Annotated in this window: 14 protein-coding genes; all 14 read right to left on the reverse strand. The window is 74.6% G+C overall.

What is annotated here, in order from left to right:
- On the reverse strand, nucleotides 1–924 hold the full coding sequence (locus tag ACIQG9_RS00520; protein WP_400396647.1) for a phytanoyl-CoA dioxygenase family protein: 924 nt from the start codon (nucleotides 922–924) through the stop codon (nucleotides 1–3).
- Nucleotides 921–2030 (reverse strand): 4-hydroxyphenylpyruvate dioxygenase, encoded by a 1110-nt coding sequence (gene hppD / locus ACIQG9_RS00525; RefSeq protein WP_400396650.1) that lies wholly within the window; start codon nucleotides 2028–2030, stop codon nucleotides 921–923. The genes ACIQG9_RS00520 and hppD overlap by 4 nt, the downstream gene beginning before the upstream one ends.
- 70 nt (nucleotides 2031–2100) lie before the next feature.
- Complete coding sequence (locus tag ACIQG9_RS00530) at nucleotides 2101–3360, reverse strand: beta-ketoacyl-[acyl-carrier-protein] synthase family protein (RefSeq protein WP_400396652.1); 1260 nt, start codon at nucleotides 3358–3360, stop codon at nucleotides 2101–2103.
- Nucleotides 3357–4973 carry a class I adenylate-forming enzyme family protein gene (locus ACIQG9_RS00535; protein ID WP_400396655.1) on the reverse strand — a complete coding sequence of 539 codons (1617 nt, stop codon included), beginning with the start codon at nucleotides 4971–4973 and terminating at the stop codon, nucleotides 3357–3359. The genes ACIQG9_RS00530 and ACIQG9_RS00535 overlap by 4 nt, the downstream gene beginning before the upstream one ends.
- Entirely contained in the window at nucleotides 4970–5494 is a 525-nt protein-coding gene (locus ACIQG9_RS00540; protein WP_400398744.1) for a beta-ketoacyl synthase chain length factor, read from the reverse strand. Before ACIQG9_RS00540 ends, ACIQG9_RS00535 begins: the two co-directional genes overlap by 4 nt.
- A 26-nt stretch (nucleotides 5495–5520) precedes the next feature.
- Nucleotides 5521–6723, reverse strand: a complete 1203-nt coding sequence (locus ACIQG9_RS00545) for a beta-ketoacyl-[acyl-carrier-protein] synthase family protein (RefSeq protein ID WP_400396658.1) — start codon at nucleotides 6721–6723, stop codon at nucleotides 5521–5523.
- Nucleotides 6716–6961: an acyl carrier protein gene (locus tag ACIQG9_RS00550; RefSeq protein ID WP_400396661.1), complete on the reverse strand. Its 246-nt coding sequence runs from the start codon at nucleotides 6959–6961 to the stop codon at nucleotides 6716–6718. Before ACIQG9_RS00550 ends, ACIQG9_RS00545 begins: the two co-directional genes overlap by 8 nt.
- Nucleotides 6961–7227 carry an acyl carrier protein gene (locus tag ACIQG9_RS00555; RefSeq protein WP_400396664.1) on the reverse strand — a complete coding sequence of 89 codons (267 nt, stop codon included), beginning with the start codon at nucleotides 7225–7227 and terminating at the stop codon, nucleotides 6961–6963. Before ACIQG9_RS00555 ends, ACIQG9_RS00550 begins: the two co-directional genes overlap by 1 nt.
- 199 nt (nucleotides 7228–7426) lie before the next feature.
- On the reverse strand, nucleotides 7427–8824 hold the full coding sequence (locus ACIQG9_RS00560) for a class I adenylate-forming enzyme family protein (RefSeq protein WP_400396667.1): 1398 nt from the start codon (nucleotides 8822–8824) through the stop codon (nucleotides 7427–7429).
- A gap of 271 nt (nucleotides 8825–9095) precedes the next feature.
- Nucleotides 9096–9242, reverse strand: coding sequence for a hypothetical protein (locus ACIQG9_RS00565; protein ID WP_400396670.1), 147 nt, complete (start codon nucleotides 9240–9242; stop codon nucleotides 9096–9098).
- An 82-nt stretch (nucleotides 9243–9324) separates the two neighbouring features.
- Complete coding sequence (locus ACIQG9_RS00570; protein WP_400396672.1) at nucleotides 9325–10626, reverse strand: beta-ketoacyl synthase N-terminal-like domain-containing protein; 1302 nt, start codon at nucleotides 10624–10626, stop codon at nucleotides 9325–9327.
- Nucleotides 10623–11891: a beta-ketoacyl-[acyl-carrier-protein] synthase family protein gene (locus ACIQG9_RS00575; protein WP_400396674.1), complete on the reverse strand. Its 1269-nt coding sequence runs from the start codon at nucleotides 11889–11891 to the stop codon at nucleotides 10623–10625. The genes ACIQG9_RS00570 and ACIQG9_RS00575 overlap by 4 nt, the downstream gene beginning before the upstream one ends.
- Nucleotides 11888–12292: a cupin domain-containing protein gene (locus ACIQG9_RS00580; protein WP_400396676.1), complete on the reverse strand. Its 405-nt coding sequence runs from the start codon at nucleotides 12290–12292 to the stop codon at nucleotides 11888–11890. Before ACIQG9_RS00580 ends, ACIQG9_RS00575 begins: the two co-directional genes overlap by 4 nt.
- Nucleotides 12285–12995, reverse strand: coding sequence for an SRPBCC family protein (locus ACIQG9_RS00585; protein ID WP_400396679.1), 711 nt, complete (start codon nucleotides 12993–12995; stop codon nucleotides 12285–12287). Before ACIQG9_RS00585 ends, ACIQG9_RS00580 begins: the two co-directional genes overlap by 8 nt.
- Between the last annotated feature and the right edge of the window lie 16 nt (nucleotides 12996–13011).

The following is a 13011-nucleotide window of genomic DNA, read 5'->3' on the forward strand; positions in this document are numbered from 1 at the left end:
TCAGCCTCCCTGTTGGGCGCGATCGCGCCAGATGACCGGGCAGTAGTCCGGGTCCGCGTAGTCCGGCCGGCCCTCGTGGGTGCGGCGGACCAGCACGTCGTGGTTGTACGCGGCGAGGGTGCCGTCCGACAGCGGGAACTCCCGCCAGGCGTTCTCGCCGTCCTGCAGGTGCAGCGAGATCGCCCGGCGCGGGCGTCCGCTGACATTGGCGCCGCTGCCGTGGTAGGTGCGGCAGTGGTGGAAACTCAGGTGGCCCTTGGGGATCACCATCGGGATCTTGCGGATCTGCGCGCCGTTGTGCGCCGCGTTCTCGGCCAGCATCTCCTCGAGCTGGCTGCGGTCCCGCTCGGCGAAGTGCCGGACCACGGTGTCGTCCGCCCCGATCTCGGACCACCGGTGCGAGCCGTCGACCATGGTGATGGTGCCCATCTCCTCCCCGCAGTCGTGGAAGGGGATGAACGCGGTGAGCATCTTCTCCGACGACGAGGACGCCCAGTAGTGCTTGTCGAAGTGCCAGGGCACGATGTTGGACGGCTCACCGGAGATCGGCGGCTTGTAGATCAGCGTGGACTGGAAGATCCGGATCTCGTCGGCCTGCGCCAGCCGGGCGGCCACCGCGCCGATCAGCGGCTTGCGCAGGATCGCGGCGATCCCGTCGTGCTCGTGGTGGACGTAGTCGTTGTGCCGCTGCACCGGCCCCTTGGACGGGTCCCAGTAGGCCAGCTTCGGCGGACGCGCCGGCAGGGTGCGGTCCCGCTCACCGTCGTAGTAGCGGTCGGTGGCCGCGGTGAGGGCGTCCACCTCGTCGTCGGTGAACAGCTTCTTCGACAGGTACCAGCCGTGCTCGGCGTAGTGGCGCACGTCCTCGTCGGACGGGAGCAGCGCCTCCTCCTCCGCGGTCAGCGCCGGATGTGTGGTGGTCATGCCCCAACCCCTCGTGCCGTGCCGGCCACGGCGCCGGGGGTCGCCCCCGCCGCGGCCAGCTCCCGTTCCTTGGCCTCGTAGAGCGCCTTGATGTTGCCGCTGCCGAAGGTGCGCGCACCGCGCCGCTCGATCAGTTCGAGGAAGAGGGTGCGGCGCACGTGCATCGACTCGGTGAAGATCTGCAGGAGCTGGCCGCCGTGGTCGGAGTCGACCAGGATGCTCAGGTCCCGCAGCCGGTCCAGCGGCGCGTCGATCTTGCCGACCCGCTGCTCCAGGTTGTCGTAGTAGGCGGCCGGGGTGCCGGCGAAGCGCACCCCGCGCTCGCCGAGCGCGCCGACCGCGGTGACGATGTCGTCGGTGCGCAGCCCCAGGTGCTGCACCCCGGCGCCGTGGTGCTCGGTGAGGAACGCGTCGATCTGGCCGGGCCGCCGGCCGGCGTCCGGTTCCAGCAGCACCAGGGTGACCCGCCCGGAGCGGTCCTGCACCACCTTGGAGTTCATCGCCTGGCCGGCGACCTCGACGTGCTCCTCGAAGATCTGGGTGAAGCCGAAGACCCGCTCGTAGTGCGCGACGGTCTCGTCGAGCTGGCCGGTCGGCACGCAGACCGCCAGGTGGTCGATCTCGGCGAGCAGCTTCTGGTCGGCCCCGCCGGGCGGGGTCATCTCGATCGCGCCGGGCAGGAACTCGCCCCGGTCGCCGCGCCGCTCGACGAGCCGGTGCAGCACGTCGCCGAAGCCGCCCACCTCGGCGGTCACCACCTCGGCGTCCGCGCCGGTCCAGGTGCGCGGCGGCGTCACCGGCGTCGCACCCCGGGCCACCAGCTCCGCGTACGCCCCGGCGGCGTCGCCGACCTCCAGCGCCACCACCGCGATCCCGTCGCCGTGCCGCTGCACGTACGTCGAGGCCGGATGCTCGGCGCTGAGCCCGGAGGTCAGCACCATCCGGATGTCGGCCTGGCCGAGCAGCAGGGAACGCTGCCCCGCCAGCCCGGTCTCCGGTCCGCCGTGCCCGCGCAGCGCGAAGCCGACCGCGGTGTCGAAGTAGAAGGCAGCCTGTCTGGCGTCTCCCACGTACAGTTCGATGTGGTCTATCCCACGGATGTCCATCTCTCCAGCCCTTCCCCATGTCCTCCCGTGACTGCCGTCCGGGCGTGTGCCGCCCGGGTCGGAGCGCCGATCACCTCCCCGGCCCGGCGGCCCGGGAGTCGGTCCCGGTGGTACGCCGCAGCAGCAGGCTCACGTTCTGCCCGCCGAATCCGAAGGAGTTCGTGAGCGCGAACTCGGTCCCGGTGGCCCGGGGCTCGCCCCGGACGTGGTCCGCCGGGCAGTCCGGGTCCGGGTCGTCCAGGTGGTACGTCGGCGGCAGCCGGCCGGCGCGCAGCGCCAGCGCGCAGGCCGCCGCCTCCACCACCCCGGACGCGCCGAGCAAATGCCCGGTGAGCGCCTTGGTGGAGCTGACCGGCACCCCGCCGGTGCCGAAGACCGCCGCCAGCGCGGTGGTCTCGGCGATGTCGCCGAGCTTGGTGCCGGTGCCGTGCGCGTTGACGTAGCCCACGTCGCCGGGGGCCACTCCCCCACCGGCCAGCGCCCGGCGCATGCAGTCGGCGGCCCCCGCGCCGTCGGGGCGGGGCGCGGTCGGGTGGTACGCGTCGGTGGTCGTCCCGTAACCGGCCAGCTCCGCGTACGTCCGGGCACCCCGGGCGGCGGCGTGCTCGGCGCGCTCCAGCACCAGCAGCGCGGCCCCCTCGGCGAGGACGAAGCCGTTGCGCCGCCGGTCGAACGGCCGGCTGGCCTCGGTCGGGTCGGCCCAGCCCCGGGCGAGGGCGCGGGCGTTGCCGAAGGTGTCGGCGAAGGTCGGGAAGAGCGGCGCCTCGCTGGCCCCGCAGAGCACCACGTCGGCCTCCCCGGCCCGGATCAGCCGGGCCGCGTCGGCGACCGACTGGGCGCCGGAGGCGCACGCCGTGCCGACGGCGGAGCTGTAACCGCGGATGCCGTGGCTGATGGCGATCCGCGCCGAGGCCATGTTCGGCAGGATCCCGGTCAGCAGGTACGGGCTGACCGCGGCCCGGCCCCGGGCGGCGCGGGCGATCACCTGGCTCTCCAGGGTGGACATCCCGCCCACCCCGCCGACGATCACGCCGATCCGCGTCGGGTCGACGTCCCGACCCACCTCGATCCCCGCGTCGGCGAGCGCGTCGGCGGCGGTGAGCAGGGCCAGCACCACGATCCGGTCGAGCACCTTCGTCTCCGGGCCGGTGGCGACGGTGCGCGGGTCGATCGGCGGCAGCACCCCGGCGGCCTCCAGCGAATCCCGGGCAGGGTGCCCCTCGGGCGGCCGGGTCAACCCGGACTTCCCGCCGGTCAACGCGTCGAAGGTGGCCTCCACCCCCCGCCCGACGGGGCTGAACAGCCCCATCCCGGTGATCACGACGGTCATGACGAGGACTCGGTGAGATAACGCTCGCGCAGCGCCACCTTGCGGACCTTGCCGGTCACGGTGACCGGGATGTCGTCGGAGCGCACCGGCACCACCCGGCGCAGGGTCGCGCCGACGTCCGGCCCGAGCGCGGCGCGGATCGCCCCGGTGCGGTCGGCCGCCGAGTCGGCCCCGGCGGCCAACTCCAGCAGCACGTCGGTGGTGACCTGGTCGCCGTCGGCGACGATCACCACGGTGCAGTCGGTGACGTCGGGGCAGGCGGCCAGGATCCGCTCCTCGGACAGGGCGGTGAAGAAGCGCCGGCCGTCGGGCAGCGCGACCGAGTCCACCGCCCGGTCCAGGTGGTAGTAGCGGCCCTCGTCGTCGGCGTACACCAGGTCGCCGGTGAGGTACCAGCCGCGCAGCCGGAACCGGTAGCTGGTGACCGAGTCGTTCCAGTAGCCCCGGAACAGCGACGGCGAGTCGATGCCGAGGAAGCCGACCTGGCCCGGCGGCAGTTCGTGGCCCTCGGCGTCGAGCACCGCCACGGTGGCGAACCGGTACGGGCGACCGACGCAGCGGCCGTACCGGTCGGTGTCGACGGTGTGCGTGATGTGGAACATCGAGTGTCCCATCTCGCTGGAGCCGAGCCCGTCGATGAAGACCGAGCCGGCGACCCGGGTGATCCCCTGCCGGGTCACCACGTCCCGGGAGCCGACCGCGACGAGGCGGCGTACGTGCGGCTCGTGCGAGCAGTCCCCGGTGTTGAACCACAGCCGCACCGACTCCAGGTCGTACCCGGTCAGGTCGAACCGGGCCAGCTCCGCCCAGGTCACCGAGAACCCGAAGACGCCGTCCGGCCGCCACCGCTGGATGGCGTCGAGCACCCGCTCGCCGCCCTGCTCGGACAGGAGGAACATCGCCGCCCGGTTGCCCAGCGCCTGGTTGACCATGAGCACGGTCGCGGTGTGCGGGGCGGGCAGCGCGTTGAGGATCCGCCTGGTGCCCTGCGCCTGCGGCATGGACAGCAGGTGCCGGGTGGCGGCGAAGAGGCTGGCGTGCGAGTGCAGCACCGCCTTCGGCACCCCGGTGGTGCCGGAGGTGTGGGTGATCACGATCGGGTCTTCCGGATGGTGCCGGTAGTGGGCGGGGGCGTCGGCCGGGTCGCCCGCGCCGGCCTGCTCGGGGGTGCCCAGCAGCGGCGCGCCCAGGTCGTGGCCGGCCAGCAGCTCGGTGTGCGCGGCGTCGGCGAGCACCCCGGCGCCGCGCAGCCGGCGGATGTACTCGGCGGCGATCTCCGGACGCAGCTTGCCGTTCATCAGCGCGGGGATCGCGCCGAGCCGGGTCAACGCCAGGAAGCTGAGCACCATGTCGGCGGCGGCGGTGGCCCAGACGGCGACCGGGTCGCGGGGCTTGACGCCGCGTGCGTGCAGCCAGGCCGCCCGGGCGGCGACCCGCTCGTCGAGCTGCCCCAGGGTGAGCGGGTGCTCGGCCGGGTGCCCGTCGACCGGGGTGTCGAAGGTCAGGCCCGGTCCCTGCGGGTCCGCCCCGTGCGCCAGCACCCGGGCGAGCACGTTCCCGGCACCGAGGTCCGGGTCGGCGGCCAGCGCGCCCCGCAGTCCCTTCGTCCTCATTGACTGTCTCCTCCCCCCAGCAGCACCGCGACCGCCCCGGTGGGCGTACCGTCGGGTGCCTCTTCGATCAGGACCAGCAACGCCTCGTCGGCGTCGCCGTCGTGCAGCAGCAGTTCCGCCTCGGCGGTGGCGTCGGCGCGCGGGTCGCCGGTCGGGCTCAGGCACACCACCGGGCCGTCCAGCCCCCAGCGCGCGGCGACGTGCCCGGCGACGCTGTTCGGCACCGACTGGAAGAAGAACAGCGGCCCGATCCGGCCACCGGCGGCGACGGCGGCCCGGACGTGGTCGGCGCTGGGCCGGTCACCGGCGGCGCTGACCAGCAGCACCGCGCACCGGGTGCCGGCCGGGGCCGGCCGCTCCCGCCGCTCCAGGCAGCGCCCGGCGACCGCCGCCACCAGGGGTGCGAACGGCGAGTGCACGAACCCGGGCAGCGGCGGCGGCGCCGAGTCCCCGGTCTCCGGCCAGCGCGCCTGCGCCAGCACCCGGATCGCGCCGTGGCCGGCCGGGCGGCCCGGGACGATCCCGTGCCCCGGGCCGCGCGTGCCGGTCACGGCGCACCCACCAGCAGTGCGGTGTTCGCGCCGCCGAAGGCGGCGTTGAGGCTGAGCGCGTACCGGCCGGACACCGGCCGGGGCGCGTCGGTCACCACGTCCAGCGGGCAGGCCGCGTCGGGGCCGAGCCAGCCGGCGTTGACCGGCAGTTTCCCGTGCCGCAGGGCCGCCACGGTGAGCACCAGTTCGAGCAGCCCGGAGGCTTCCAGCGCGTGCCCGTGCAGCGCCTTGGTGGAGCTGACCGGCACCTGCCCGGCCCGCTCGCCGAGGGCCAGCCGCAACGCCGCCGCCTCGGAGGCGTCGCTGAACCCGGTGCCGGTGGCGTTGGCGTTGACGTAGCCGACCGCCCCGGCGGGCAGCCCGGCCCGGCGTAGCGCGGCACCGACCGCGCGGGCCAGCCCCCGGCCCTGCGGGTCGGGCTGGCACGGGTGGTACGCGTCGCCCGCCCGGCCCCAGCCGGGCAGGGTCGCCACCGGCGTGCCGCCCCGGCGGCGGAGCGCCCCGGCGGACTCCAGCACCACCGCGGCCACCCCGTCGCCGAGCAGCAGGCCCTGCCGCCCGGTGCTGAACGGGCGGACCGCACCGTCGGCGGCGAGCGCCCGGCCGGCGTCGAAGAGCGCGAACTGGTCCGGCTCCACCAGGTATCCGGCGGCCACCACGACCCGTTCCCGGTCGCCGCGCAGGATCGTCGCGGCGGCGTCGGCCACCGCGCTGCTCGCCGAGACGCAGGCGGTGGTGTAGACCCGGGTCGGGCCGTCGAGGCCGCACCGTCGGGCCAGCCGCCCAGCCAACGCCGGCAGCTCCGGCCAGGCCGGGCCGCCGTCGGCCCCGGCCCGCTCGCCGGCGGCCCACCACGGGTCGTCGACACCGGGTGCCGGCCGGTCGTCGGTGAACCGGCCGGGCAGCGTGGCCGGACCGCCGTGGGTGGCGAGGAACAGGGCGGACTCCGCCCGCCCGGCCCGGTCCAGCCCGGCCGCCCGGCAGGCGGCGTCGACGGCGTCGGCCAGCTCGTCCGGCAGGGTCGCCACGTCGGGCAGGGTCGCCGCGACGGTCACCCGGCGGCCGGCGGTGTCGAAGCGGCGGACCGGCCGGAACGCCGGGACGCCGGCCAGGACCCCGGCCAGCAGCGCGTCCGCGCCCCTGCCGAAGGCGCTGACCGCGTACGTGCCGGAGATCGCTACGGGTTCCCGCTCAACCATCGGCGGAGGAGGTCAGGGAGGTCTGGAACACCGTCAGGGCGTCGTCGACGGTGCGGATGCCGGCGAGCTGGTCGTCGGTGAGGTCCATCCGGGCGCCGAAGCGTTGTTCGACGAGGTGCACCAGCCAGGCGAGTTCCATCGAGCCGACCCGGTGCGGCACCTGGTCGACGGGTTTCGCGGTCAGTTCGGCGAGCATGCTCACCAGGTCAGCTCGCCCCAGGTCGGGCTGACCGGACATCAGCGGTGGTCGCTGGTCGCCCCGGCGACCCGGTCGGCGACCATGGTGGTGAACTCCCCCACCGTCATCAGCGCCAGCTTCTCCGACTCGTCGTCGGCGAACCTCAGGCCGTACCGGTCCTCCACGCGGACGGACAGGTCGGACAGGGCGAGGGACTCCAGGTCCACCCCGGAGGGGCCGAGGGTGGTCTCGTCGTCGATCCCCTCGACGTCGTAGTTCATGTCCTGGAGTTGCTCGATGACGAAGGTGCGGACCTCGTCTCGCATGGCGGTAACCTCTCTCGGTGGGCGAGCTAGCGGTGCCCGGTCGGGACACCGTGCACGTGCGGTTCGGGCGGACCACCGGCGGTCGGCCGGCGGTGACGCGAGGGCTGCGGCGGGTGGGGAGCACGCTGCTCGGCCGGCCGGAGCGGGAGGTCGGGGTGGTCGTCGCGGACCGACCGGGGGGCGGGGCCGAGCGGACCGGTCACGGCGCCGCCGTCCGCAACGCGGCCACCGAACGGACCAGCTTGCCGGTGGTGGTGCGGGGCAACTGCGCGACCAGGTGCAGGACGCGGGGGCGCTTGAAGCCGGCCAGCCGTTCGGCGAGCAGCTTGTCCAGCAGCTCCTCGGACAGCGGGCCGTCGGGCTGCACGTACGCGGTGATGCCGTCGTCGTAGACCACCACCGCCGCACCCACCCCGGGCAGCGCGGCGAGGGTGGCCTCGACCTCGGTGAGGTCGACCTTCAGGCCGCCGACGGAGACCTGGGAGTCGAGCCGGCCCCGGATGGTGACCAGGCCCGTGGCCGGATCGACGAGGCCGGCGTCGCGGGTGTGCAGCCAGCCGTCCGACCACCGGGTGGGGTCGCTGAGCCCGACGTACGGGGAGGCCGGGCAGCCGATCAGGAGTTCGCCGGCGGACTCGCGGACCTCGATGCCGGGGGCCGGCGTGATGGACGGTCGGTGCCGGCCGTGCAGGTCGGTGCCGATCACCCCGACCTCGGTCATCCCGTACATGTTGCCCAGCGGGACGCCGAACCGGTCGGCGAACGCCTGGGCGACGGCCGGCGGGACCAGCTCCCCGCCGGTGGTCATCCGCCTGAACTGGGGCAGTGGGCCGTCGGACCGGGTGGAGGCGAGCAGTCCGATGTGGAAGGGCACGCCGAGCACGGTGGCCGGGGTGTCCTGGGCGGCGATCGCGGCCAGCACCGCGTCGCCACCGAGGCGCTCCGGCGGGACCAGCTCGACTCCGGCGTGCAGGCCGTAGAGCAGCCCGCCGACCAGGCCGAGCACGTGCACCATGGACGGCAGCAGGATGAGCCGCTCGCCGGGCAGCGCCACCCCGTCGATCCGGGTGTAGCGGTGCACCTCGGCGACCAGGTCGGCGGCGGTGCGTCCGATCACCTTGGACGGTCCGGTGGAGCCCGAGCTGAGCTGGATCACGGCGTGCCCGCTGACCGCCGGGCGGTCGGCGTACGGGGTGATGCCCTCGGTGACGTCGACGAAGACCCGCAGCGCGCCGCCGCCGGTGCGGACCGGGGCGACGACCACCTGTGGGGTGAGCCGTTCCAGTGCCCGGTCGACCTCGTGGTCGGTGAGCCGGTGGTCGAGCAGGATCGCCTGGGCGCCGCTGCGCCAGGTGGCGAGCAGGTTCACCACGTACGCCAGCGAGGGTGGCAGCCGGAGCGCGGCAGCCCCGCCGGGGCGCAGCCCGGCAGCCGTCAGCCGGGTCTGCGCCTCGGTGACCAGCCGGTGCAGGGTGTCCCGTCGCACCGGCTCGGGCAGCCGGAGACACACGTCGGTCGGGTGGCCGGCGAACAACACGTCGTCCACCCAACCAGGGTCTTGCGCCACAGGATCTTCCGTCGGACGATTCAAGGTCATCGCCGTCCACCGTCCAGCATCAAATAGGGCGGAAACCGCCCATAAGTCGCGTCTTTTGGGGTGCTGACGGAACCCTACGACGCCCGGAAGACCATAGCTAGATGCAAATGGCTAGATCATAAAGAGCGGCTGGCCGGATTGCCGCCGCTCGATCGGCCGGGCAGGATCGGGCGCGTACGCCGGCTCCGCGACATCGCCGGCCGTTCCACTGTGCCCTGACGTCCGATATGGATCACCCCATCTGGGGGCCGGGTCGGAACGGACCGGCTGGTCAGGTCAGGTGGCCGGGCAGGTGCCTCCGGGCGACGTCGGGGTCGCCGGGCGACACGTCGGCGGCGCCGTCGCCGGGCGACACGTCGTCGGCGGCGCCGCCGCCGGTGAGCGGCCACCGGTCCCGCTCCGGCGGGGTCGGCCGCACCGGGACCCCGGCGACCGGGCGCAGGCCCGCCGGGGTGGGGATCAGGTTGCCGGGATGTGGCTCGTCGTGGGGGCGGTGCCGCTCAGTCCGCCGCGCCCCGCGGCGCCGGTGGCGCCCCGCGCAGCACCAGCGCGCTGTTGAACCCGTCGAAGCCGCGCGCGCAGACCAGCGCCACCCGACTGCGCGGCTGCCGGGGAGCACGCAGGAAATCCAGCTCACAGCCGGGGGCCGGGTCCGCCGGACCGGCCGAGGCGGGCAGCGTGTCGTGGTGGAAGGCGAGCAGCGCGGTGGCCACGTCCAGCGCCGACCCGCCCTGGTGGGCCCGGCCGGTCAGCGACTTGTGGGTGCTCACCGGCGGCGGCCGGTCGCCGAAGACCGTCCGCAGCGCCGCCGCCTCGCTGCGGTCGTAGCGGGGCACACCGAGCGCGTCGGGGACCACCAGGTCCACCTCGTCGGAGGTGACCCCGGACCGCCGCAGCGCCAGCCGCATCGCCCGGGCGTACGTCACCGGGTCGCCGGCGGTGTCCGGGCCGGTGTGCACGGCGTCGTGGGTGGCCCCCCAACCGGTCACCTCCCCGTAGACCCGGGCACCCCGGGCCAGCGCGTGGCCCAACTCCTCCACCACGAAGACCGCGCCGCCCTCGGCCGGCACGTACCCCCCGGCGGCCCGGTCGAACGGCCGGTACGCCGCCGCCGGGTCGGCGACGTCGCTGAGCAGCCCGGAGCGGAGCTGGCAGGCCAGCGCGTACGGGCTCAGCGGGCACTCGGTCGCCCCGGCGATCACCACCGGCGTGCCCCGGCGTACGGTGCGCACCGCGTGCGCCAGGCTGTCCAGCCCACCGGCGGCCTCGGCGACCAGCACCCCGGACGGCCCCTTGAACTGGTGGTGGATGGAGAGCTGCCCGACGCTGGCCGCGTAGAACCAGGCGATCGACTGGTACGCCCCGACGCTGCGGGTCGGCCCGCCCCAGAGCCGTTGCAGCTCCCGCTGCCCGAACAGGTTCCCCCCGGACGAACTGGCCAGGGTGACCGCCCAGCCGTACGGGTCGGGGGCCCGTTCGGGCAGCCCGGCGTCGGCCAGCGCCAGCCGGGTGGCGGCGAAGCCGAGGTGGGTCCACCGGTCGGTCTGTACGAGTTGCCGGGCGTCGGCGTACCCGGTCGGGTCGAAGCCGGTGACCTCACCGGCGACCCGGGTGGGGTAGCCGGCCGGGTCGAACAGGGTGATCGGCCCGGTGCGCCGGGTGCCGTCGGCGACGGTGCGCCAGTGCGCGTCGACACCGATGCCGCTGGGGGCGACCACCCCGATCCCGGTGACCACCGCCCGCACGGTCGGCGGTTCACCGGCCGGGTCGCCGGCCCCGGAAGCCCCGTCCCGGGCGGTCACCCGGCCACCGCCAGCCGGCGGAACAGCATCGCGGACTGGAAGCCGCCGAAGCCGCTGCCCACCGAGAGCGCCACGTCCACCGGGGTGTCCCGGGCGGTGTTCGGCACGTAGTCCAGGTCGCACTCCGGGTCCCGGGTGGTCCAGTTGGCCGTCGGCGGGACCACCCCGTACTCGATGGCCAGGGCGCAGGCGGCCATCTCGATCGAGCCGATCGCGCCCAGCGAGTGCCCGACCATCGACTTGATCGAGCTGACCGGCACCCGGTACGCCGCCTCGCCCAGCGCCCGCTTGAACGCCGCCGTCTCGTGCCGGTCGTTCTGCCGGGTGCCGGAGCCGTGCGCGCTGATGTAGGAGACGTCCGAGGCGTTGAGCCGGGCCTGCCGCAGGGCGGCGCCGATGGCCAGCCCCATCTCCACCCCGTCGGGCCGCAGCCCGGTCATGTGGAAGCCGTTGCTGCGGCTGGCGTACCCGGCCACCTCGCAGTAGACGTGCGCGCCGCGCCGCCGGGCGTGCTCCCACTCCTCCAGCACCAGCACCGCGGCCCCCTCGGCGAGCACGAAGCCCTGCCGGTCGGCGTCGAAGGGCCGGGAGGCGTGCGCCGGGTCGTCGTTGTCCGGGCTGGTCGCCCGGATCGCGTCGAAGGAGGCGACGGTGACCGGGGAGATCGGCGAGTCGGCGGCGCCGGCCAGCACGACGTCGGCCTCACCGTCGGCGACGAGCTGGTGGGCGTACCCGATGGCGTCGATGCCGGAGGTGCAACCGGTGGAGATCACCTGCGCCGGGCCACGCAGCCCGTGCCGGCAGGCCACGTCGGCGGCGAGGCTGCTCGGCACCAGGGCCTGGTAGAGGTACGGCCCGCCGAGGGAGTGGTCCACCAGCCAGTGCCGGCCGGAGTCGCTGACCCGGACGTACTCCTGCTCCAGCGCCATCGTGCCGCCGACCGCGGTGCCCAGCACCACGCCGGTGACGTCGCGGTCGGCGTCGGTCAGGTCGAGCCCGCTGTCGGCGAGCGCCTCGGCGGCGCAGGCCAGGGCGAACTGCACGTACCGGTCGGAGCGCTGCCGGTCGGCCGGGGTGAGGCCGGCGGCGTCCGGGTCGAAGTCGCACTCGGCGGCGATCTGCGAACGGAACGGGGACGGGTCGAAGAAGCTGATCCGCCGGGTGGCCGTCCGCCCCTCGGTGATGGTCTTCCAGAACCGGTCCCGGGTGGCGCCGCCCGGAGCGACCACCCCGACCCCGGTCACCACCGTGCGGCGCCCGGTCACGACGCGCCCCGCTGCTCGACCAGTTCGGTGTCGACGTGGCCGAGTTCCGGGCGGGGGGCGAGCGGGCCCAGGTGGAAGACCACCTCGGCGGCGGCGTCGCCGGTGTTGCGCAGCCGGTGCCGGACGTTGCGGGGCACGAAGAGCGCCTCCCCGGCGGCCAGCGGCACCGGCTCGTCGTCCAGGTCGACGGTGATGGTGCCCCGGGCGAGGTAGAGGAACTCCTCACTGTACGGGTGGTAGTGCTCGGCGATCCGCTCGCCGGGGGCCAGCGTCACGACGCCCATGAACCCGGACGTGCTGCCGACCGTACGCGGGCCCAGCAGCACCCGCAGCTCCCCGCCGCGCCGCCGGTCGGCCGGTACGTCCCGGGCGGCCACCAGGCCGGTGGTGAACTCACTCATCGCGGCCTCCCTCGTACGCCCGCTCGATCCGTTCCTTGATGACGGCGAGCTGCACCCTGCTGTTGGCGTTGATCCGCTCGGTCATGCCGGCGTTGTCCACCGGGGCGGTGGGCTTCATCGCGAAGTCCTGCACCCAGGTCATCCGGGTGCCCTCCGGTTCGGTGTCGTAGTACCAGTGGATCCGCATGTACTCGAACGGGCCGGTCTCCACCCGCCGGGCCCGCACCTGCCGGGTCTGCGGGTCGACGGTGCGTTCGCTGACCCAGCTCCACGAGGTCCCGTTCTCGTCGGGGTGCATGGTGAGCCGGAAGCGCACCGTGTCGCCGTCGCGGTGCAGGATCTCCACCACGGCGTACTCGGTGAACAGGTCGGTCCACCGGGCCACGTCGTTGGTCGTCGACCAGACCAGCGGCAGCGGCGCGGCGATGACGATGCTGTTCTCGGTGTGTCCGGGCGGGTCGGCGCGGCGGGCCACCAGGTCGGCGACGTCGGCGATGCTGAGCTGCCCGGCCTGTTCGGGGAGGCGGACCTGCCAGCGGTCGGCCACCACGGCGGAGAGTTCCAGCAGGGCCAACGAGTCCATGCCCAACTCCTCCAGGGTGGCGGCGGGCGCGCGGGCCGCGGCGGCGGCGTCCAGGCCGCAGTGCGTCACCAGGATGTCGGTGATCTCGGTGGTGAGCGGCTGGCCGTGGGTGACGGTCATCTCGGGTCTCCTCGGT

It is taken from the genome of Micromonospora sp. NPDC092111 (genome assembly GCF_044755745.1).
Taxonomy (GTDB): domain Bacteria; phylum Actinomycetota; class Actinomycetes; order Mycobacteriales; family Micromonosporaceae; genus Micromonospora.

Coding starts and splice junctions, on each gene's coding strand:
- ACIQG9_RS00520 (WP_400396647.1), bottom strand. CDS start 924: ATGACCACCACACATCCGGCGCTGACCGCGGAGGAGGAGGCGCTGCTC.
- hppD (WP_400396650.1), bottom strand. CDS start 2,030: ATGGACATCCGTGGGATAGACCACATCGAACTGTACGTGGGAGACGCC.
- ACIQG9_RS00530 (WP_400396652.1), bottom strand. CDS start 3,360: ATGACCGTCGTGATCACCGGGATGGGGCTGTTCAGCCCCGTCGGGCGG.
- ACIQG9_RS00535 (WP_400396655.1), bottom strand. CDS start 4,973: ATGAGGACGAAGGGACTGCGGGGCGCGCTGGCCGCCGACCCGGACCTC.
- ACIQG9_RS00545 (WP_400396658.1), bottom strand. CDS start 6,723: ATGGTTGAGCGGGAACCCGTAGCGATCTCCGGCACGTACGCGGTCAGC.
- ACIQG9_RS00550 (WP_400396661.1), bottom strand. CDS start 6,961: ATGTCCGGTCAGCCCGACCTGGGGCGAGCTGACCTGGTGAGCATGCTC.
- ACIQG9_RS00555 (WP_400396664.1), bottom strand. CDS start 7,227: ATGCGAGACGAGGTCCGCACCTTCGTCATCGAGCAACTCCAGGACATG.
- ACIQG9_RS00560 (WP_400396667.1), bottom strand. CDS start 8,824: ATGACCTTGAATCGTCCGACGGAAGATCCTGTGGCGCAAGACCCTGGT.
- ACIQG9_RS00580 (WP_400396676.1), bottom strand. CDS start 12,292: ATGAGTGAGTTCACCACCGGCCTGGTGGCCGCCCGGGACGTACCGGCC.
- ACIQG9_RS00585 (WP_400396679.1), bottom strand. CDS start 12,995: ATGACCGTCACCCACGGCCAGCCGCTCACCACCGAGATCACCGACATC.